The 19487-nt window shown below is 58.6% G+C and carries 22 protein-coding genes; 20 read left to right on the top strand and 2 right to left on the bottom strand.

Annotated elements, in window-relative coordinates; all coding sequences use genetic code 11:
- Positions 1-90: 90 nt before the first annotated feature.
- From ACOYXE_RS16775 to rpoS, 8 genes are all read left to right on the top strand, one after another.
- The gene (locus ACOYXE_RS16775; RefSeq protein ID WP_008081726.1) at positions 91-1203 is read left to right on the top strand and encodes an S-(hydroxymethyl)glutathione dehydrogenase/class III alcohol dehydrogenase; all 1113 of its coding nucleotides are present in this window, start codon (positions 91-93) and stop codon (positions 1201-1203) included.
- A 90-nt stretch (positions 1204-1293) separates the two neighbouring features.
- Positions 1294-2145, top strand: coding sequence for an S-formylglutathione hydrolase (gene fghA / locus ACOYXE_RS16770; protein WP_174244494.1), 852 nt, complete (start codon positions 1294-1296; stop codon positions 2143-2145).
- Between the two features lie 44 nt (positions 2146-2189).
- Positions 2190-2663, top strand: coding sequence for a 2-C-methyl-D-erythritol 2,4-cyclodiphosphate synthase (gene ispF / locus ACOYXE_RS16765; RefSeq protein ID WP_034149878.1), 474 nt, complete (start codon positions 2190-2192; stop codon positions 2661-2663).
- Complete coding sequence (gene truD / locus ACOYXE_RS16760; protein WP_460926315.1) at positions 2660-3718, top strand: tRNA pseudouridine(13) synthase TruD; 1059 nt, start codon at positions 2660-2662, stop codon at positions 3716-3718. The genes ispF and truD overlap by 4 nt, the downstream gene beginning before the upstream one ends.
- Complete coding sequence (surE, locus tag ACOYXE_RS16755) at positions 3706-4455, top strand: 5'/3'-nucleotidase SurE (RefSeq protein ID WP_007908831.1); 750 nt, start codon at positions 3706-3708, stop codon at positions 4453-4455. The genes truD and surE overlap by 13 nt, the downstream gene beginning before the upstream one ends.
- 41 nt (positions 4456-4496) lie before the next feature.
- Positions 4497-5132: a protein-L-isoaspartate(D-aspartate) O-methyltransferase gene (locus ACOYXE_RS16750; RefSeq protein WP_171057346.1), complete on the top strand. Its 636-nt coding sequence runs from the start codon at positions 4497-4499 to the stop codon at positions 5130-5132.
- 212 nt (positions 5133-5344) lie between these two features.
- Positions 5345-6226, top strand: a complete 882-nt coding sequence (locus tag ACOYXE_RS16745; RefSeq protein ID WP_160056239.1) for a peptidoglycan DD-metalloendopeptidase family protein — start codon at positions 5345-5347, stop codon at positions 6224-6226.
- 106 nt (positions 6227-6332) lie between these two features.
- A complete protein-coding gene (rpoS, locus tag ACOYXE_RS16740; protein WP_016985073.1) occupies positions 6333-7343 on the top strand; it encodes an RNA polymerase sigma factor RpoS in 1011 nt (336 codons plus the stop codon).
- Positions 7344-7870: 527 nt separating this feature from the next.
- Here the strand turns inward: rpoS and fdxA are convergent.
- Together fdxA and mutS are read right to left on the bottom strand one after the other, a co-directional pair.
- Entirely contained in the window at positions 7871-8194 is a 324-nt protein-coding gene (fdxA, locus tag ACOYXE_RS16735) for a ferredoxin FdxA (RefSeq protein ID WP_008077096.1), read from the bottom strand.
- Between the two features lie 163 nt (positions 8195-8357).
- Positions 8358-10940: a DNA mismatch repair protein MutS gene (gene mutS / locus ACOYXE_RS16730; RefSeq protein WP_405122229.1), complete on the bottom strand. Its 2583-nt coding sequence runs from the start codon at positions 10938-10940 to the stop codon at positions 8358-8360.
- 211 nt (positions 10941-11151) lie between these two features.
- Between mutS and ACOYXE_RS16725 the strand changes: the two genes are divergently transcribed.
- The 12 genes from ACOYXE_RS16725 to ACOYXE_RS16670 all read left to right on the top strand — a co-directional run bounded on the left by ACOYXE_RS16725 (position 11152) and on the right by ACOYXE_RS16670 (position 19485).
- Entirely contained in the window at positions 11152-11886 is a 735-nt protein-coding gene (locus ACOYXE_RS16725) for an XRE family transcriptional regulator (RefSeq protein ID WP_007908821.1), read from the top strand.
- A gap of 517 nt (positions 11887-12403) precedes the next feature.
- Entirely contained in the window at positions 12404-12808 is a 405-nt protein-coding gene (locus ACOYXE_RS16720) for a tail fiber assembly protein (RefSeq protein WP_160056243.1), read from the top strand.
- 50 nt (positions 12809-12858) lie between these two features.
- A complete protein-coding gene (locus ACOYXE_RS16715; protein ID WP_460926314.1) occupies positions 12859-13281 on the top strand; it encodes a tail fiber assembly protein in 423 nt (140 codons plus the stop codon).
- Positions 13282-13421: 140 nt separating this feature from the next.
- On the top strand, positions 13422-13760 hold the full coding sequence (locus ACOYXE_RS16710; RefSeq protein ID WP_160056247.1) for a phage holin family protein: 339 nt from the start codon (positions 13422-13424) through the stop codon (positions 13758-13760).
- A 71-nt stretch (positions 13761-13831) separates the two neighbouring features.
- Complete coding sequence (locus ACOYXE_RS16705; RefSeq protein WP_460926313.1) at positions 13832-14353, top strand: hypothetical protein; 522 nt, start codon at positions 13832-13834, stop codon at positions 14351-14353.
- A gap of 3 nt (positions 14354-14356) precedes the next feature.
- Positions 14357-14965 (top strand): phage baseplate assembly protein V, encoded by a 609-nt coding sequence (locus tag ACOYXE_RS16700; protein WP_160056251.1) that lies wholly within the window; start codon positions 14357-14359, stop codon positions 14963-14965.
- 14 nt (positions 14966-14979) lie between these two features.
- Complete coding sequence (locus ACOYXE_RS16695; protein ID WP_160056253.1) at positions 14980-15312, top strand: phage baseplate protein; 333 nt, start codon at positions 14980-14982, stop codon at positions 15310-15312.
- On the top strand, positions 15309-16304 hold the full coding sequence (locus ACOYXE_RS16690; RefSeq protein WP_160056255.1) for a baseplate J/gp47 family protein: 996 nt from the start codon (positions 15309-15311) through the stop codon (positions 16302-16304). The genes ACOYXE_RS16695 and ACOYXE_RS16690 overlap by 4 nt, the downstream gene beginning before the upstream one ends.
- Positions 16301-16936 carry a phage tail protein I gene (locus ACOYXE_RS16685; protein ID WP_160056257.1) on the top strand — a complete coding sequence of 212 codons (636 nt, stop codon included), beginning with the start codon at positions 16301-16303 and terminating at the stop codon, positions 16934-16936. Before ACOYXE_RS16690 ends, ACOYXE_RS16685 begins: the two co-directional genes overlap by 4 nt.
- Positions 16937-18553, top strand: a complete 1617-nt coding sequence (locus ACOYXE_RS16680; RefSeq protein ID WP_405122227.1) for a phage tail protein — start codon at positions 16937-16939, stop codon at positions 18551-18553.
- Between the two features lie 9 nt (positions 18554-18562).
- Positions 18563-19141: a hypothetical protein gene (locus tag ACOYXE_RS16675; RefSeq protein WP_405122226.1), complete on the top strand. Its 579-nt coding sequence runs from the start codon at positions 18563-18565 to the stop codon at positions 19139-19141.
- 158 nt (positions 19142-19299) lie between these two features.
- Positions 19300-19485, top strand: a complete 186-nt coding sequence (locus ACOYXE_RS16670) for a hypothetical protein (RefSeq protein ID WP_007908808.1) — start codon at positions 19300-19302, stop codon at positions 19483-19485.
- The last annotated feature ends 2 nt before the right edge of the window (positions 19486-19487 follow it).

Genomic DNA, 19487 nt, shown 5'->3' with positions numbered 1-19487 from the left:
GTTTTGCTTTTGTCCGGATTATTCATCGTAAAGCTATGTATTACACTCCTTGTCTGGTTTTTTATTCATTGGATTCACTGGAGAGTCAGCATGATCAAGTCGCGCGCCGCCGTTGCCTTCGAGGCCAAGAAGCCGCTGGAAATCGTAGAAGTCGATGTCGCCATGCCCAAGGCCGGTGAAGTTTTGCTGCGCGTAGTCGCTTCCGGTGTTTGCCACACTGACGCTTACACCCTGTCCGGTGCAGATCCGGAAGGCATCTTCCCGTCGATCCTCGGCCATGAAGGTGGCGCCATCGTTGAAGCTATCGGCGAGGGCGTGACTTCGGTTGCCGTAGGCGATCACGTTATTCCGCTGTACACCCCGGAATGCGGACAGTGCAAATTCTGCAAGTCGGGCAAGACCAACCTGTGTCAGGCGATTCGCGCGACTCAAGGCAAAGGCTTGATGCCGGACGGTACTTCGCGTTTTTCCTACAAGGGCGAAACGATTTTCCACTACATGGGCACGTCGACCTTTTCGGAGTACACCGTGTTGCCGGAAATCTCCGTGGCCAAGATTTCCAAGGATGCACCGCTGGAAAAGGTCTGCCTGCTCGGCTGCGGCGTCACCACCGGTATCGGTGCCGTGCTCAACACCGCCAAGGTCAAACCGGGTGACACCGTGGCCATCTTCGGTCTGGGCGGCATCGGTCTGTCAGCGGTGATCGGCGCTGTTAAAGCCAAGGCTGCGCGCATCATCGCCATCGACATCAACCCGGCCAAGTTCGAGATCGCCAAGCAACTCGGCGCCACCGACTGCGTGAACCCGAAGGACTTCGATCGTCCGATCCAGGAAGTGATCGTCGACATGACCGATGGCGGCGTCGACTTCTCCTTTGAGTGCATCGGCAACGTGCAACTGATGCGCGCCGCCCTTGAGTGCTGCCACAAAGGTTGGGGTGAGTCGGTCATCATCGGTGTCGCCGGTGCCGGTCAGGAAATCTCTACCCGTCCGTTCCAGTTGGTCACCGGTCGCGTCTGGCGCGGTTCGGCGTTCGGCGGCGTGCGCGGCCGTACCGAGTTGCCGAGCTACGTCGACATGGCTCAGAGCGGCGAGATTCCGCTGGATACTTTCATCACCCACACCATGGGTCTGGAAGACATCAACAAGGCCTTCGACCTGATGCACGAAGGCAAGAGCATCCGTACCGTCATTCATTTCTAAAAGCAGCCCCAAGTTACAAGCTTCAAGCTGCAAGCAAAGGCGCTTTTGCCTTTTCTTGAAGCTCGAAGCTTGCCACTTGCAGCTGGGAGAATCCCCATGAGTCTGGAAAACATCTCCTGTCAGAAAAGTTTCGGCGGTTGGCACAAGCGTTATCGCCATCGCTCCGACGTGCTCGGTTGCGACATGGTGTTCGCCGTCTACCTGCCACCGCAAGCGGAGCAGGGCAGCAAGCTGCCGGTGTTGTACTGGTTGTCGGGCCTGACCTGCACCGATGAGAACTTCATGCAGAAGGCCGGCGCGATGCGCATGGCTGCCGAACTGGGTTTGATCATCGTTGCGCCGGACACCAGTCCGCGCGGTCCTGATGTGCCGGGCGATCCGGATGGCGCGTGGGATTTCGGCCTCGGCGCCGGGTTCTATCTGAATGCCACGCAGGAACCTTGGTCGCGCCACTATCGGATGCATGACTATGTCGTGCAGGAATTGCCTTCGCTGGTTGAAGCGCATTTCCCAGCTTCTGATAAACGCAGCATCAGCGGCCACTCGATGGGCGGCCACGGAGCGTTGGTCTGCGCATTGCGAAATCCAGGGCGCTATCAATCGGTGTCGGCGTTCTCGCCGATCAACAACCCGATGGATTGCCCATGGGGTCAAAAAGCGTTCTCGCGTTACCTGGGCGAAGATCGTTCGAAGTGGAAAGAGTGGGATGCCTGTGCGCTGATCGCCGAAGTGGACGAAAAACTGCCGCTGCTGGTCGATCAAGGCGATCGCGACGACTTCCTCGCCACTCAGCTCAAACCTGAAGCCTTGCAACAAGCGGCAAAACAAGCGGGCCATCCGCTGACATTGCGCCTGCAACCGGGCTACGACCACAGCTATTTCTTCATCTCAAGCTTCATAGACGACCACTTGCAGCATCACGCACGCGCCCTGCGCGGTTAATGCAGGTAGAATCACGCCCTGACAAAAATCGGGGCGTTTTTTTTATGCGTATTGGCCACGGCTATGATGTGCACCGTTTCGCTGAAGGCGATTTCATCACTCTGGGCGGCGTGCGCATTGCACACAGCTTCGGGCTGCTCGCTCATTCCGACGGTGACGTCCTGCTGCACGCCTTGAGCGATGCCTTGCTCGGCGCTGCGGCGCTGGGTGATATCGGCAAACACTTCCCGGACACCGACCCGCAATTCAAGGGCGCCGACAGCCGTGCGCTGCTGCGGCATGTGGTCGCACTGATCCACGCCAAAGGCTGGAAAGTCGGCAACGTCGACAACACCATCGTTGCCCAGGCGCCGAAAATGGCCCCGCATATCGAATCGATGCGCGCGCTGATCGCGGCGGATCTTCAAGTTGAGTTGGATCAAGTGAACGTGAAAGCTACCACCACCGAAAAGCTTGGCTTTGTCGGTCGCGAAGAAGGCATTGCCGTGCACTCCGTTGCCTTGTTGCTGCGCGCATGAATGAACTGCAATTGCTCGGCCCACGGGCCTATGGCGAACCCCTCGGCAGTGCGGTACTGAAAGCCATCGCTGAAGATTTTCAGGTCGATGAAGTCCTCGATATCCCGTTTAGCGGCGACGGTGAACACCTGTGGATCTGGGTCGAGAAACGCGGCCTCAACACTGAAGAAGCCGCACGGCGTATCGCCAAGGCCGCCGGCGTGCCATTGCGCACCGTCAGCTATGCCGGCCTCAAGGATCGTCAGGCGCTGACCCGCCAATGGTTCAGCGTGCAATTGCCGGGCAAGGCCGATCCGGACCTGTCGGCGGCGGAAAACGACACGCTGAAAATCCTCAAGACCACTCGCCACAAGCGCAAGCTGCAACGCGGCGCGCATTCGGCCAATGGTTTCACCTTGCGCCTGACTCAGTTCACTGGCGACAGAGACGCGATTGAACAGCGTCTGCAACTGATCGCCAAGCAAGGCATCCCCAATTATTTCGGCGCCCAGCGTTTCGGCCATGACGGCGGCAACGTCGTTGATGCGCGTGCGTGGGCGGCGCGCAAAGCCTTGCCGGAGCAGCGCAATGTGCGTTCGCGCCTGCTCTCTACCGCGCGCAGCTTCCTGTTCAACAAAGTACTGGCGGCGCGTGTTGCCGATGGTACTTGGCAAAAAGCTCAGGTCGGCGATTTGCTGGCGTTCACCGACAGCCGTAGTTTTTTTCCGGCCGGTGAAGCTGAATGCAGCGACCCGCGTCTGGCGATTCTCGATCTGCACCCGACCGGTCCGCAGTGGGGCGAAGGTGACTCGCCGACCGCGGGCGTTGTCCATGATCTGGAGCAGGGGATTGCCGCCGATGAAGCAGAGCTGCGCGATTGGTTGATTAACGCCGGTATGAGTCACGAACGTCGCATCCTGCGGCTGCCCATTGGCGGGTTGACGTGGCATTATCCCCAGCCTGACATTCTGCAACTGGAATTCGTCCTCCCGGCCGGATGCTTCGCTACCGTATTGGTGCGCGAACTCGTTGATCTGGTGCCGGTGGGGCAGACGGACAGCCCATGCGTATTCTGATTTCTAACGACGATGGGGTAACCGCACCCGGTCTTGCCGCGCTTTATGCTGCGCTGGCGGATTACACCGAGTGCGTGGTTATCGCCCCGGAGCAGGACAAAAGCGGCGCCAGCAGTTCGCTGACGCTCGACCGTCCGTTGCACCCGCAATACCTGGCCAACGGCTTTATCAGCCTTAATGGCACACCGACCGACTGCGTGCACCTGGGCCTCAACGGCTTGCTGGAGCGCGAGGCGGACATGGTGGTTTCCGGGATCAACCTCGGCGCCAATCTTGGCGATGACGTGCTGTATTCCGGGACAGTGGCGGCCGCCCTTGAGGGACGTTTTCTCGAGCGTCCGTCGTTCGCGTTTTCGCTGGTCTCGCGGCAGGTGGATAATCTGCCGACGGCAGCCTACTTTGCGCGCAAACTGGTCGAGGCCCATGCCGGGCTTGATCTGCCACCGCGCACGGTGCTCAACGTGAACATTCCCAATCTGCCCATCGATCACATTCGTGGTATCCAGCTGACTCGACTCGGTCATCGCGCCCGCGCGGCGGCGCCGATGAAAGTGGTCGATCCGCGTGGCAAGGCCGGTTACTGGATTGCCGCTGCCGGCGATGCCGAAGATGGCGGTCCGGGTACGGACTTTCATGCGGTGATGCAGGGCTACGTTTCCATCACGCCGTTGCAGCTCGATCGCACCTTCAATGACGCCTTCAGAAGTCTCGACGGCTGGCTGGAGGGACTGCGCTGATGACCCGTGAACACGAAGACAGGCTGCGCAGCGGCATCGGCATGACCTCGCAGCGTACCCGTGAGCGTCTGATCCAGCGCCTGTACGAAGAAGGCGTGTCCAACGCCAAGGTACTGGAAGTGATTCGGCGTACGCCGCGTCATCTGTTCGTCGATGAAGCGCTGGCACATCGCGCTTACGAGGACACGGCGCTGCCGATCGGCAATAACCAGACCATTTCCCAGCCTTATATGGTGGCGCGCATGAGCGAGCTGCTGCTGGAGGCGGGGCCGCTGGATAAAGTGCTGGAGATCGGCACTGGTTCCGGTTACCAGACCGCCGTGTTGTCGCAACTGGTTGAGCGAGTGTTCTCGGTCGAGCGCATCAAGGTGCTGCAAGATCGTGCCAAGGAACGTTTGGTCGAACTGAACCTGCGCAACGTGGTGTTCCGTTGGGGCGATGGCTGGGAAGGCTGGCCGGCGCTGGCGCCGTATAACGGCATCATCGTCACCGCCGTGGCCACGGATGTACCGCAAGCCTTGCTCGATCAATTGGCTCCGGGCGGGCGTATGGTGATTCCGGTGGGCTCGGGAGAAGTGCAGCAATTGTTGCTGATCGTGCGTGAGGAAAACGGCTTTTCGCGGCATGTTCTGGGGGCTGTTCGTTTCGTTCCGTTGCTCAATGGGCCGCTGGCCTGAGCATTTGTTTACGCGCGCTGAATTCCTTTCGTTCGCCTGTGTCTTACTCCGGCAGCGATGGTTTAAACGCAGCAGACTGTCCACTTGCAAACGTGTGCGCGACGCGATTTCGCTTCATTAAAGGTAAAGCCGATTCGGCCCGTTATACTTGCGACACCTGATGCCGGCATCCGGCATTTCACATTTTTCAGCCACCACAAAGGGAGCGGCGGGTGAGTCTCACAGTCATTGCGCAGCGTATGGGTAACACGAGCTTTCAGCGCCTGGTGACTGGCCTTGTCTTGAGCACCTTGCTGGTCGGTTGCTCCAGCACCAAATCGAGCAATGTCCGGGTGGTCGATCGCAACAGCGCGGTGGCCCAGCGTCCTACGGTGACGACCGGGCAGTATGTAGTCCGTCCCGGAGATACGATGTTTTCGATCGCATTTCGCTACGGCTGGGACTACAAAGCCCTCGCTGCCCGGAACAATATTCCTACGCCGTATACGATCCATCCGGGTCAGACAATTCGCTTCGATGGCCGTACCGGTTCAACGCCGACGGCGGTGGTGAGCAACAGCAGTTCTTCGCCTTCTTCGTCGAGCAAAACCACGGTAATCCGGCGTCAGGCAAATGGCACGACGACCACCACAACCACGGGTTCTGCTGGCAGTTCTGCGGGCGTTGCACCGTCCGTCGCCAACAAGCAGGCACCTGCTCCACTGCCTCCTGCAGGCCCGGCCCCGACCGGCTGGGGATGGCCATCTAATGGCATTCTGATTGGAAAATTCTCTTCAAACGGTAGTTTGAATAAAGGAATTGATATCGCCGGAGATTTGGGACAGCCTGTTTTAGCTGCGTCTGATGGGACGGTGGTATACGCCGGGAGTGGCTTAAGGGGCTACGGCGAATTAGTCATCATCAAACACAGCGAAACCTACGTCAGTGCCTACGGCCATAACCGCAGGCTGTTGGTTCGGGAGGGACAGCAGGTCAAGGTCGGACAGACAATTGCCGAAATGGGGTCAACGGGTACAGACCGGGTGAAACTGCATTTTGAGATTCGCCGCCAAGGTAAACCTGTGGATCCGTTGCAGTTCCTGCCAAGACGTTGATTTGTAAGCCAGCCTGTTCCGTCGCGTAGAGGGGACAGGCTCCAGCGCTGCCAAGGATAAAGGCGTCGCTTGAGCTTGGGGTCGAACTCACCAAAGGACTATAACAATGGCTCTCAGTAAAGAAGTGCCGGAGTTTGACATCGACGATGAGGTTCTCCTTATGGAGGCCGGCATCGATTCGGAATCTTCGATGTCGAATGATGAAGGGGCTGCTCCACCTTCCGTTCGTTCCAAATCCAAACACTCCGCTTCACTTAAACAACATAAGTACATCGATTACACGCGTGCACTTGATGCCACGCAGTTGTATCTCAACGAAATCGGTTTTTCCCCATTGCTCTCCCCGGAGGAAGAAGTTCATTTTGCGCGCTTGTCGCAAAGTGGCGATCCGGCCGGGCGCAAGCGCATGATTGAAAGTAACCTGCGGCTGGTGGTAAAAATCGCCCGGCGTTACGTCAATCGGGGGCTGTCGCTGCTGGATCTGATCGAAGAGGGCAACCTCGGGCTGATCCGGGCGGTGGAAAAGTTCGATCCCGAGCGCGGCTTCCGCTTCTCGACCTACGCGACCTGGTGGATTCGTCAGACCATCGAGCGCGCGATCATGAATCAGACCCGGACCATCCGGTTGCCGATCCATGTGGTCAAGGAGCTCAACGTGTACCTGCGGGCTGCACGGGAGCTGACGCAAAAACTCGACCACGAACCTTCACCCGAAGAAATCGCCAACCTGCTGGAAAAACCGGTGGGGGAGGTCAAGCGCATGCTGGGCCTGAACGAGCGGGTTTCTTCGGTCGACGTCTCGCTGGGTCCGGATTCGGATAAAACCCTGCTGGACACCCTCACCGATGATCGCCCGACTGATCCTTGTGAACTGCTGCAGGATGACGACCTGTCGCAGAGCATCGATCAATGGCTGTCGGAGCTGACCGACAAGCAGCGCGAAGTGGTTGTACGCCGCTTCGGCCTGCGCGGTCATGAGAGCAGTACGCTGGAAGATGTAGGCCTGGAGATCGGCCTGACCCGGGAACGGGTACGGCAGATCCAGGTGGAGGGCCTCAAGCGCCTTCGTGAAATCCTCGAGAAGAATGGCCTGTCGAGCGAGTCGCTGTTTCAGTAAGCGCCTCACACGTCCGCCCGCAAAAAGCCCCGACTGGTTCGGGGCTTTTTGTTGGCCTGGATTTGTTGGCTATCTCTTGCATCCCTGTTAACTGCCGGACGTACGGTCGGCAATTCCATCGTTTGTAGTCTCGCGCTGTAAGCCTTGGCTTACTCTTTCGTAAGTGTTCACTATTTTTACAAGACGGCAGACGTCGATTAGCTTCGGTGTTCTTATTTAACTTATTGATTTATATATTTATTTTTTAATGTGAAGTGCTTATTACAGCGCTTCTGCGGTCTCCGTGCCGATTGCTCTGGCCGGGGAATTCTCTAGTATCTGGGTTGTGTCGACGGACAGACACGCCCTTCAAGGAAGAGGGGAATGGACATCGCAGGACGCGATTCATCAGGACGATGAAAAGGAATACAGGGAATAGGGAAAAAATGTGGGCGGGTCATACCGCCCCTTTTTTTTGCCCGCAGAAAAGCAAAATGCGGAAAGCAAAAAGGCCCGCAAGGGGCCTTTTCATTCGAGCGCGTGGCAGATCAGCGTTCGAGGTCTTTGATCTTGCCTTTGACGCCATCCCACTCTTCGGCATCCGGCAGCGATTCTTTCTTCTCGGTGATGTTCGGCCAGATTTCAGCCAGATCAACGTTCAGTTGAATGAACTCCTGCATCTCTTCCGGAACTTCGTCCTCGGAGAAGATAGCTACAGCCGGGCATTCCGGTTCGCACAGGGCGCAGTCGATGCACTCATCCGGGTGAATCACCAGGAAGTTCGGGCCTTCGTAAAAGCAGTCCACCGGACAGACTTCTACGCAGTCGGTGTACTTGCACTTGATGCAGTTGTCGGTGACGACGAAGGTCATTTCTAATTTTCTCCTCAGGCGGCGGCAGCGTTGCCCCTTCACGGTTGGGGTCGCCAGGTTCGGGAGCGATATCTGCTGGCCAGGCTATTAGCCAGCAGCATCCCAAACCGCGCGAGATTCTAACAGCTTGAAGCCGTTTGCGTTATATCCGCTTCTTCAGTGCTTATATCCGGTTCTTCAGTGCATAGAGCATTTCGAGCGCACGACGCGGGGTCAGGTCATCCAGATCCAGTTTAGCCAGCTCATCAAGCACGGGGTGCGGCAGGCTGGCGAACATGTCGCTTTGTTGTGGCGTCGCCGGTTTGCCCTTGGCGGCGGGTTTCGGCGCTTCATGCGGCAAAGCGGTTTCTTCCAGTCGGCTCAGGTGCTCGCGGGCACGCACGATCACTTCGCTCGGCACACCGGCCAGTTGCGCTACTGCCAGACCGTAACTCTGACTGGCAGGGCCGGGCAGCACGTGGTGCAGGAACACGATGCGTTCGTTGTGCTCGGTGGCGTTGAGGTGGACGTTGGCCACCAGTGGCTCAGCTTCCGGCAACACGGTCAGTTCGAAGTAGTGCGTAGCGAACAGCGTATAGGCGCGCAAATGAGCCAGGCGCTCGGCTGCAGCCCAGGCCAGCGACAGGCCGTCAAAAGTGCTGGTGCCGCGACCGACTTCGTCCATCAGCACCAGGCTGCGCTCGGTGGCGTTGTGCAGGATGTTGGCGGTTTCGCTCATTTCGACCATGAAGGTCGAACGGCCACCCGCGAGGTCATCGCTGGAGCCGATACGGGTGAAGATGCGGTCGACCAGCGACAGTTCGCAACTGGCTGCCGGTACGAAGCTGCCGATATGCGCCAGCAGCACGATCAGTGCGGTTTGGCGCATGTAGGTGGATTTACCGCCCATGTTCGGGCCGGTGATCACCAGCATGCGCGTGTTGTCATCGAGGCTCAGGTCGTTGGCCACGAACGGCGTGGTCAGCACTTGCTCGACCACCGGGTGACGACCCTGGGAGATGCGCATGCACGGCTCGCTGACGAAGCGCGGGCAGTTCAGGTCGAGGTTCAGCGCACGCTCGGCAAGGTTGCTCAACACGTCGAGTTCGGCCAGCGCACCGGCGGTGTCCTGCAGCGGTGGCAACTGGCTGATCAGGTCCTCCAGCAGCGCTTCGTACAGCATCTTCTCGCGGGCGAGGGCGCGGCTCTTGGCCGACAGCGCCTTGTCTTCGAATTCTTTCAGCTCAGGCGTTATGAAGCGTTCGGCACCTTTCAGCGTCTGGCGACGGATGTAATCCGCCGGGGCGGATTCGGCCTGCTTGCTCGGCAGTTCGATGAAGTAGCCGTGAATGCGGTTGTAGCCGACTTTCAGATGGCTCAGGCCGGTGCGGGCTTTCTCGCGGGCTTCGAGATCGATGAGGAACTGACCGGCGTTTTCGCTCAGCGATTGCAGTTCATCGAGTTCGCTGTCGTAACCGGTTTTCAACACGCCGCCGTCACGGATTACCGCCGGCGGGTTATCGATGATGGCTTTCTCCAGCAGCGCCGCCAGTTCCGGGTAAGTGCTGGTGGTGGTCGCCAGACCTTGCAGGTGCGGCGCTTCCAGATCGGTCATCGCCACTTGCAGTTCAGGCAGTGCGCCAAGGGCGTCGCGCAGCCGGGCAAGGTCACGAGGACGCGCGTTGCGCAGGCCGATTCGCGCGAGAATTCGCTCGATGTCGCCGATTTCCTTGAGCTGTGGTTGCAGCTTTTCGAAACGGTAGCGATCAAGCAGGCAAGTGATCGAGGTCTGGCGCGCCAGCAATACCGTCAGATCGCGCAACGGGCGATTCAACCAACGGGTCAGCAAGCGGCTGCCCATGGCGGTCTGGCAGCGATCGACCACCGATTGCAGGGTATTGTCGCGGCCACCGGCGAGGTTGGTGTCGAGTTCAAGATTGCGGCGGCTCGCACCGTCCAGCACCACGGTGTCATCCAGGCGTTCGTGGCGCAGGCTGCGCAGATGGGGCAGGGCGGTGCGCTGGGTTTCCTTGGCGTAGGCCAACAGGCAACCGGCAGCGCCGATGGCCAGGGTCAGGTTTTCGCAGCCAAAGCCCTTCAGGTCTTGGGTGGAGAACTGCTGGCAAAGGCTTTTCAGTGCTGAGTCACGCTCGAAATCCCACGGCGCACGACGACTGACGCCACGGCGTTTTTCCGCTGGCAGGTCCCTCGGCCAGTCATCCGGGATCAGCAACTCAACCGGATTGATCCGCTCCAGTTCCGCGAGCAGGTTCTCCCAGCCTTTGATTTCCGACACGCTGAAACTGCCGCTGGTGATGTCCAGCACGGCCAGACCGAACAGACGCTCGTCACCCAGCAGCGCAGCGATCAGGTTGTCGCGGCGCTCATCGAGCAGCGCCTCATCACTGACCGTCCCAGGGGTGAGGATGCGCACTACCTGACGTTCCACCGGGCCTTTGCTGGTCGCCGGGTCGCCGACCTGCTCGCAGATCACCACCGACTCGCCAAGCTTCACCAGCTTCGCCAGATAGCCTTCAGCCGCGTGGTAAGGAATGCCACACATCGGAATCGCCTGCCCCGCCGACTGCCCGCGCGCGGTCAGCGTGATGTCGAGCAACTTGGCCGCCTTCTTCGCGTCTTCGTAGAAGATCTCGTAGAAGTCGCCCATGCGGTAGAACATCAGCTGATCCGGGTGCTGATTCTTCAGGCGCCAGTACTGCTGCATCATCGGAGTGTGGGAGGACAGGTCGGAGACGGCTTTATTCATCGGATTGTCAGGCAACTCGTTAAAAGATGTAGGGCAAAAGCGGGGGCATCAGCCAGGCTTTCGCGCGATGGGCGCAAGGTTACCATGGGCGGTCTGCCGGACGCAGGCATCGCAGCCGGGTGACGGTTTTCTTCACCGAAAGGTGTATTTATGCACGATTTATGCAAATCAGCATTTGTCTTCATTAAAAACTTCAAGCACTATGCGCGTTATGCAAAAACGCAACGTAGCCTCCGTCTTAAGAGCACTGCTCGACCAGCACGGGATCTCCCCCACGGAGCTCCACCGTCGCACCGGCGTGCCTCAATCCACTCTCTCGCGGATCCTCAGCGGGAAGATCGTCGATCCCTCGGATAAACACATCTCGAAGATCGCCGAGTACTTCGCCGTGAGCACCGATCAATTGCGCGGGCGCGCAGATGTCGCGCCGTCGGCCGGAGCCGCGCGTGATGACGTACACGCGGAACTCAAGGACATAATGCTGTGGGACGACGATACGCCGGTCGATGATGACGAAGTATCGGTGCCGTTCCTTCGCGAGGTTGAATTGGCAGCAGGATCAGGAAGATTCGTCATCGAAGAGAGCGAGCGCTCTAGCCTGCGCTTCGGCAAGCGTAGCCTGCGCCATAACGGCGTGCAGTTCGATCAGGCCAAATGCGTGACAGTGCGCGGCAACAGTATGCTACCGGTGTTGCGTGATGGCGCCACCGTTGGTGTGAATGCGGGCAAGTGCGGGATCGGCGACATCATTGATGGCGACCTGTACGCGATCAATCACAACGGCCAGTTGCGCGTGAAGCAACTCTATCGCCTGCCGACCGGCATTCGTCTGCGCAGCTTCAATCGCGATGAGCATCCGGACGAAGACTACAGCTTCCAGGAAATCCAGGAAGAGCAGATCGTCATCCTCGGTCACGTCTTCTGGTGGGGCATGTACGCCCGCTAACCACACCGACTTCAGATAAGCCCGCCAATCGGCGGGTTTTTTTTCGCCTTGATGAAACCGCCAAACCCTTGAGTTGCGGGGCTTCCATGCATCTGCGCATTTCAAATGCATAAATAAATGCATTTACGCATTGACTGGATATGCATACATGCATATCCTTGCCACCAAGCCGCTCGACAAAGCGGCTGGCAAGAAAGCTCTTTAGTTCCACAAGAACAGGCAGCGATGAACCGGCCTCAACGGTTCAGAGGGTTGGCAACTGACCCGGGTGTGCAGCGTAAAGCACCAGAAGCAGTTATCCGGCGGGCAGGGACCGCGGTCGGAAAAACAATTTGAATGGACTCGTACCGCGCCAGTAGCGCCGAACAGTCAACTTCCTTCTTGGACACAGGATTTGAAGGAAGGCGAAGGAGCGCATTACTGAAAAGCCCGGTGCATCGCCGCCGGGCTTTTTGGAATGCCTACCGGAAGTTTTCACGCCACTCACCTGAAATGACCACACATTGAGGAATACCCGATGAATCTCTACGCATTGGTTGAATACAACAAAGTTGTCCAATTGAAGGAAAGCGAAGTCCGTCCTGATGCACCTGCTTCGCCAACGTCCGTATGGGTCGATGTAACCGGTAGTACAGACATGCGCGTGGGTTGGGGGGCGACGTTCAATGGCATCTGGTTATTCTCGCCGCCCACGGATGAAGACTTGCGTAACGAAGCCGAACAACAGAAATGGCAACTGCTGAATACGGGCGCCAACTGGCTGCTGCTCAACTCGCTTCAGTTCAAAGTTGATCTCGGTATCGCCACAACGCAAGACCAGGCTCGATTGCTGACTCACAAGCAGTATTGCATTGACGTCAGCGACATCGATAAGCAGCCGGGTTATCCGGCAAACATCGTCTGGCCGGTAGCGCCGTACTGACAAACACACCAAGCCATTTCGCTCAAGAATTAGCCAAAAAGGAAATTTGAATGAATCGTTATGCACTCACAATTACGGCCATGGGTTACACCGTGGTTCTACAAGTAGTGGACATTGATGGCGAGGCGCCAGCCGTACCGGTAAGTGAACCAAGTGCTTCATGGCGCGATGTCACCGGTAACGAAACCGTTCAACCGGGAATGAAACTGGTGTGGGGGCCTTCTGGAAATGAATTTGTTGAAACGACGGTTCCGGAGCAGCAGTTGTTTACGAGCGGTCGCATAGAACTCCGGTTGGACGACGCAACACGCTGGCTGAAATTCAACCCTTTGCAATACAAGTTGGACCTCGGTATCGCCACTGCGGCTGATGAGGCCACATTGGTAGCCTACAAGCAGTACTTCATCGCTGTCGGCGAAGTGAAAAACCAGAACACATTTCCAATCATCAACTGGCCGGTCGCGCCCTTCTGATCGCCATTTTCAAAACCTGTCTGCGGGAGCGCATTACTGAAAAGCCCGGGCCACAGCGCCGGGCTTTTTGGAATGCCTGCCTGAGAGAAACCGATTGAACCCAACACATACCCTTCATCCATCACACCAGGAGGCGTGACATGACAAACGAGCAACAAGCGTTGGCGGACATGCCGATCTGGCTGGTCATCCTTCTTGCCGTCGTCGGCGGGGTGTCCGGCGAAATGTGGCGCGCCGACAAGGAGGGCGCACGTGGCTGGCCGCTGCTGCGCCGTCTGGCCCTGCGCTCCGGCGCCTGCATGATCTGCGGCGTGTCGGCGATCATGTTGCTGTATGCCGCCGGCATGTCGATCTGGGCGGCTGGCGCGTTCGGTTGCCTGACAGCGATGGCTGGCGCCGACGTCGCCATCGGGTTGTACGAACGCTGGGCCGCCAAGCGCATCGGCGTCTGCGACGTCCCGCCGCGCGACCAACCTTAACCCTGACTGTTTGTCCATGCCGCCCTTTGGGCGGCAGGACTGCGCGTGGACGATCGAAAAGGAGGTCATGTATGCCCACACCGATCCAGCAGCCGTCGCAACTGTTCACAGCCATCGCGACGACGCTGCGCAACACAGCCGGACTCAACCTCAACGTCGGCAATCACGATGATTTCACTGCGCCGGGCGATCAGGCCTGGGTGTTGATCGACTTCGACCGGAATGGGACTGGAGTGCGCGCCGCTGACGGACGAATTGCGCATGCCATGACGTTGTCCCTGCAAGTCATTCCGGCCCTTTCTGCCAGCGCATTTGCAGCATGCGATCTGATCGCTGTGCTGAAAAACCTGATCACCGACAACGGCTGGAACTTGCCCGGTGATCAATGCGATCTGCCAGTGAATATCGATGGCTTGCCATCATTACTCATTCGCGCCGATCAGCAATACAAAGCCTGGACACTGACGTTCGACCAGACCCTCTACCTCGGCCCGACCTTGCTCGACGATCCGCTGGGCATCCCGAAATTCGCCCGCACCTGGGAAGTCAGCAACATCGATGACCCCGACCAATACACCACGCTGGAGGCCTGACCGATGTTCGACGCATTACTGCGTATGCAGCTGGGTCCGATCATCGAACGCCTGGCCGAAATGGAAGCGGAAATCGACGACCTGCACCGCCGTGCTGAAAGCTTCTGCCGCATCGGCATTTGCCAGAGCGTCGACGCTGCGAGCAACACCTGTCAGGTCAGTCACGGTGGTTTGCTGACGCCGGCCATCAAGTTTTTCAACCCCAGCGCCGGCGCACAAAGCGAGTCGCGGATTCCAACAGTGGGTGAACAGTGTCTGTTGTTCAACTACGGCAGCGGCGAAAGCGGCGCGCAATCTGTGGCGCTGTTCGGTCTGAACAGTGATCGTTTTCCACCCACCGCCACCGTACCGACGCTGACCCGCCGAGTGCATGTCGATGGCAGCGAAAGCGGTTACGACGACGCCTCGCACACTCTGCACTGGCAAAACGGCCCGGCAGCCTTCAGCGGTTCGCGCGAATCGCTGGAGCTGAGCATCGGCCCGGCCCGGTTAGCGATGACACCACAACTGATCACCCTGCAACTCGGTGCAGTCGGCCTGACCATTGACGCTTCGGGCGTGCACTTCAGCGGCCCATTGGTCGATCACCAGGGCCGCGTCATCAGCCCCTGATTCAAGAGCCTCCCATGATCGGAATCGATAGAGACAGCGGGGCCACGGTCGACGACTGGCTGCAGTTTGTGCAGCGCGCGACCCGGGCCCTGACTACGCCGCTGGGCACCCGGCAAAAAAGGCCCCTGTATGGCTCGTTGATCCCCACGCTGCTGGGGCAGAACCTCGGTGACGACGTTCTGCTTCTAGCCCAGAGCTACGCGGCGCAAGCCTTCTACAACAAGCAAAACGGCATTGACGATTTTCAGCCGCAAGTGATCGTCGCCAGTCGTCAGGGTGCCGGCCTGTTGTTGCGGTTCGCCGGTACCTGGAAAAACCGTCAACAAACCTTCGAGGTCGTGACATGAGCATGTTGATCCCCGGCCAGAACCAATTGGCCGAACCCGCGCTGATCACCGTTGAAGCCTTCGAAGACCTGCTCGCCGAATTCAAGGCTTTTGTCATTGAATACGTCGGCGCGCGCTCGCCGGACAGTGCCGCGAAACTCACGACCAGCCTGGACAACGAAAGCGAACTGCTGACCTTGGCGCTTGAAGCTTTCTGTGTGCGGCTGCAAACCCACGAGCGCAAATACAACGCTCGCATCAAACAGATGCTGGCGTGGTGGGCGACTGGCAGCAACCTTGATGCGCGGCTGGCGGACATGGGCCTTGAGCGGCAGTTGCTTGATCCCGGCGACCCCGCAGCATTTCCGCCGGTGCCAGCGATCTACGAAAGTGACGACGACGCCCGCCTGCGTTATTACCTGGCGCCACACGCCCCGGCGGCGGGCTCGCGGATGCAGTATCGCCGCGAAGTTTTCACCCTTGGCGAGCGTCCCACGGTGCAGGTCGAATCCACCGAGGCAGGTGTGGTGAACGTCACTTACACCTTCGACCCGGACGGTCTCGCTGCGCAGGTCAAGGATGGCAATGCTCGGCGTACCGCGCCGGGCGAGGTGCAGGTCACAGTGCTGTCCCGCGACGACGATGGCACGCCTTCCCAGGCATTGCTTGACGGCGTTCGTCAGCACTTCGCACGGCCTGATGTACGACCGGAAACCGACCTTGTCATGGTCAAGGCAGCCGATATTCAGCGCTACAAGATTCGCGTGGTCGCCAAGATCAATTCCGGCCCCGATTCGGGCCTGACCAAAGTCGCCGCGCAACAACAATTGCAGGCTTACGCTGACAGTTGCCATCGTCTCGAAGGTCGGGTTGATCCGAGCTGGATCGACTACACGCTGCACAGTGCCGGCGCCGTGCAATTGCAGATTCTCGAACCGCTGGCGCCGATCGTGACTACGGCGTTTCAAGCGCCGTATTGCACGGCGGTCGAGGTTGAGGTGCTGACGCTATGAGTGAGAAAACTCAGCGTCCGACGCTGCTGCCGGCCAACAGCTCGGCACTCGAACGAGGCCTGGATCTGGGCTTTGGCGCACTGCTTGATCGCATCGCGCCGCCGTTCCCCGAACTGATGAACCCGAGCGAAACACCGGTCGCATTCTTGCCTTATCTGGCAGCGGATCGCGGTGTCGCCGAATGGAGCACCGCCGCACCGGAAGCGGAAAAACGCCTGACCGTTGAACTGGCCTGGCCTACCGCGCGTCAGGCCGGCACTCGCAAGGCGCTGGAAAACGCCGCCAAGGGTTTGCAATTGCGCCCGGAAATCCGCGCCTGGTACGAACAGACGCCGCCCGGTGCGCCTTACAGCTTTTCCGTACGAGCCTTCAGCGACCAACCCTACAGCGAAGAAATCGACGCCCGTCTCGACCGACGTCTGGCCGATGCCAAGAGCGAACGGGATGTGCTGACGGTCTCGGTTGGCTTGAGCGCTTTCGGCAATCACGTCATCGGCGCCGCGACGTTCTGTGGCGAGCTGACCACGGTTTATCCAGTGTTCATCGAAGGGCTCGAAACCTCGGGAGAGGCGTTCATGGCTGCCGGCATGTACACCGTCGAAACATCCACAATTTATCCTCAGGGGGCCTGAATGGCTGACTATTACACCCTGCTCACCAACGCAGGGATTGCCTACGAAACGGCGTGCAAGGCTGCGGGCACGCCGATCAAGCTGACACAGATTTCCGTCGGCGACGGCGGCGGCTCGGTCTACAACCCGGCCGCGACCGCCACTGCGCTGAAACGCGAAGTCTGGCGCGGGCCGCTCAATGCGCTGTTCCAGGACGAGAAGAACCCGAGCTGGCTGCTCGCCGAAGTGACCATTCCGCCGGATGTTGGCGGCTGGTATGTGCGGGAAGCGGGGCTGTGGACTGATACCGGGATTCTCTACGCCATCGTCAAATATCCGGAGTCGTTCAAACCGGTGCTGGCGACGTCGGGTTCGGGTAAAGAGTTTTATATCCGCTCGATTTTCGAGACCAGCAATGCGTCCTTGGTGACGTTGTTGATTGATGACACCGTTGTTAAGGCCACGCGTGCCTGGGTCATGAGTTATCTCGCCGAAGAACTCGGCAAGCTGGATGGTAAGCAGTCGGTGCGTGTTGCGGCATCCACCAACATCGTGTTGAACGGTGCGCAGCAAATTGACGGCGTCGCAGTGATTGCTGGCGACCGCGTGCTTGTTGCGAACCAGACGCTGGCCAAGGACAACGGCCTGTGGATCGTCGGCAATGGCGACTGGGTGAGGGCAACGGATGCCAATAGCAGCGCCAAGGTCACACCGGGGCTGACAGTGATGGTGGAGGAGGGCACGGCGAGCGGTGATTCGCTGTGGCACCTCACCACCAATGCGCCGATTACCCTCGGCACGACTGCGCTGACGTTCAAGATGCTGGCCGGTCGCACCGGGATTGCTGCCGGGACTTACAAGAGTTTGACGGTTGATGAATATGGTCGGGCGACTGCCGGCGCCAACCCCAATACGTTGGCCGGGTTCGGGATCACTGATGCCCTTGGAATCAACGCAACGGCAGTCGCGTCTCGAAAGCTTGAAACACCTCGGAGTATTTCCGTCTCCGGCGCGGCGAGCGGTAGCGCGTCATTTGATGGATCGGCAAATGCCAACATATCCATAGCGTTTGCCGACTCAGGCGCTGCTGCCGGTACTTACACAAAGGTTACCGTTAACACTAAAGGTTTGGTGACAGGGGGATCAGCACTTTCCGCGACAGACATCCCGTTCCTTGACTGGTCGAAAATCGGCTCCGGCAAGCCGGCTACTCTCGCGGGTTACGGGATAACCGATGCCTACACCACAGCGGGTACCCAGGGCGTCGTCAATCAGGCCATTGCCGACTTCTCGACAACTAAAAACCTGGCCGCTCCGGCCTTTCTGAACGGGTTCTACGACGCGAACACTTCGCGCTATTGGACGGCTAACGGCAACTTGTATGTCTCAATCGACTTTGCCCGTGGAACCGCGATTGGTGGTCAATCAACTCTTTTGTGTGTTTTACCGCCCGGAGCGAGGCCTCGATTCAGATGTTGTGGTACCGGGGATTGGGTTACGTCGTCACCTTTGGCGTTTGGTTACCTCTCCTGGTCACTTGAAACCAACGGGAACCTCAGCATCGACCTGTCAGTGGGGGCGTCGGCTGGAGCTAGCGCCTACCAAGCTCAAATTCACCTCTGCACTCAACTAGCGTGAAGGCAAGCCATGTATTACATCTTGGATTCAAAAGGCGGATTTCTCTACTCCGACGCCAGTAATAAAAATTACTCTGACTGGACGCTCATTCCACTTCCCCAGCCTTGCTGGAACCCACGATTTACCGGAGCACGAGACAAGGAAACTGGGGAATGGACTGGCATGTGGGTGCAGGACGGAGAGCCAGTGCCGACCGCCGACGAGATTTGTTTGCGGATAGACACCTATGCTGACGAAATTCGGCGGCTCGTTGCCGGCGACCCATTGCGTGCTGTTGAGTATGAACGTGCTACTGCTGAGGCTCAGCAGTTCAAGGATGATGGCTATCCGGGTGATGCAGTGCCGCGTACGGTTGCTGCTTGGGCGATCACGGGTCGAACGCCACGTGAAGCCGCCGACAGTATGCTGGCTGAGGCCAGCCAATATGTGCAGGTGTTAAACCTTATCCGCGAGAATCGCCTGCAGGCGAAGGAGCAGATCAAACAGAAGATCGCAACGGGGTCCACTATGGAGGCTAAGCAAATTGCTGATGAAGCAATCATTGCGATTCAAGCAGCGGCGGCCGACGTTAGACCCGCAATAGGTTAACCATGAACTCCTGGTGGTCTATTCACGGGCCTCCCTAGATACCGCAGCGCTCCAATAAATGCCCTGAATCCGGGGTGTTTTTTTCCAAACCCAAACGCACTCAACACCCGCCAAGCCCCTCCCCACGAGGGGCTTTCCCGTTTATGGAGAAACGAAAAATGGCAACCCGCCAAACCTACACCGTGCTCGTCCCATTCCCCACCGGCGGTGGGCACTGGTCGAGCATCGGTCAAGACCTTGATCTGCTCGACGTCGAGGCCAGTGCCTTGCACTTCGCCGGTCGACTGGAACTGAAAACCCCAACCACCCAGGCCAAAAAGGCCGCTGCCAAGAAGGCTGACTGACT

It is taken from the genome of Pseudomonas sp. MC6 (assembly GCF_054790575.1).
The sequence above is the reverse complement of the archived record's forward strand: the minus strand, read 5'-3'. Positions and strand labels throughout refer to the sequence as shown.

Bases quoted from the DNA above. Each gene is read 5' to 3' on its own strand.
- ACOYXE_RS16775 (WP_008081726.1), top strand. From the start codon at position 91: ATGATCAAGTCGCGCGCCGCCGTTGCCTTCGAGGCCAAGAAGCCGCTG.
- ispF (WP_034149878.1), top strand. From the start codon at position 2,190: ATGCGTATTGGCCACGGCTATGATGTGCACCGTTTCGCTGAAGGCGAT.
- truD (WP_460926315.1), top strand. From the start codon at position 2,660: ATGAATGAACTGCAATTGCTCGGCCCACGGGCCTATGGCGAACCCCTC.
- surE (WP_007908831.1), top strand. From the start codon at position 3,706: ATGCGTATTCTGATTTCTAACGACGATGGGGTAACCGCACCCGGTCTT.
- ACOYXE_RS16750 (WP_171057346.1), top strand. From the start codon at position 4,497: ATGACCTCGCAGCGTACCCGTGAGCGTCTGATCCAGCGCCTGTACGAA.
- rpoS (WP_016985073.1), top strand. From the start codon at position 6,333: ATGGCTCTCAGTAAAGAAGTGCCGGAGTTTGACATCGACGATGAGGTT.
- fdxA (WP_008077096.1), bottom strand. From the start codon at position 8,194: ATGACCTTCGTCGTCACCGACAACTGCATCAAGTGCAAGTACACCGAC.
- mutS (WP_405122229.1), bottom strand. From the start codon at position 10,940: ATGAATAAAGCCGTCTCCGACCTGTCCTCCCACACTCCGATGATGCAG.
- ACOYXE_RS16725 (WP_007908821.1), top strand. From the start codon at position 11,152: ATGCAAAAACGCAACGTAGCCTCCGTCTTAAGAGCACTGCTCGACCAG.
- ACOYXE_RS16720 (WP_160056243.1), top strand. From the start codon at position 12,404: ATGAATCTCTACGCATTGGTTGAATACAACAAAGTTGTCCAATTGAAG.
- ACOYXE_RS16715 (WP_460926314.1), top strand. From the start codon at position 12,859: ATGAATCGTTATGCACTCACAATTACGGCCATGGGTTACACCGTGGTT.
- ACOYXE_RS16710 (WP_160056247.1), top strand. From the start codon at position 13,422: ATGACAAACGAGCAACAAGCGTTGGCGGACATGCCGATCTGGCTGGTC.
- ACOYXE_RS16705 (WP_460926313.1), top strand. From the start codon at position 13,832: ATGCCCACACCGATCCAGCAGCCGTCGCAACTGTTCACAGCCATCGCG.
- ACOYXE_RS16700 (WP_160056251.1), top strand. From the start codon at position 14,357: ATGTTCGACGCATTACTGCGTATGCAGCTGGGTCCGATCATCGAACGC.
- ACOYXE_RS16695 (WP_160056253.1), top strand. From the start codon at position 14,980: ATGATCGGAATCGATAGAGACAGCGGGGCCACGGTCGACGACTGGCTG.
- ACOYXE_RS16690 (WP_160056255.1), top strand. From the start codon at position 15,309: ATGAGCATGTTGATCCCCGGCCAGAACCAATTGGCCGAACCCGCGCTG.
- ACOYXE_RS16685 (WP_160056257.1), top strand. From the start codon at position 16,301: ATGAGTGAGAAAACTCAGCGTCCGACGCTGCTGCCGGCCAACAGCTCG.
- ACOYXE_RS16680 (WP_405122227.1), top strand. From the start codon at position 16,937: ATGGCTGACTATTACACCCTGCTCACCAACGCAGGGATTGCCTACGAA.
- ACOYXE_RS16675 (WP_405122226.1), top strand. From the start codon at position 18,563: ATGTATTACATCTTGGATTCAAAAGGCGGATTTCTCTACTCCGACGCC.
- ACOYXE_RS16670 (WP_007908808.1), top strand. From the start codon at position 19,300: ATGGCAACCCGCCAAACCTACACCGTGCTCGTCCCATTCCCCACCGGC.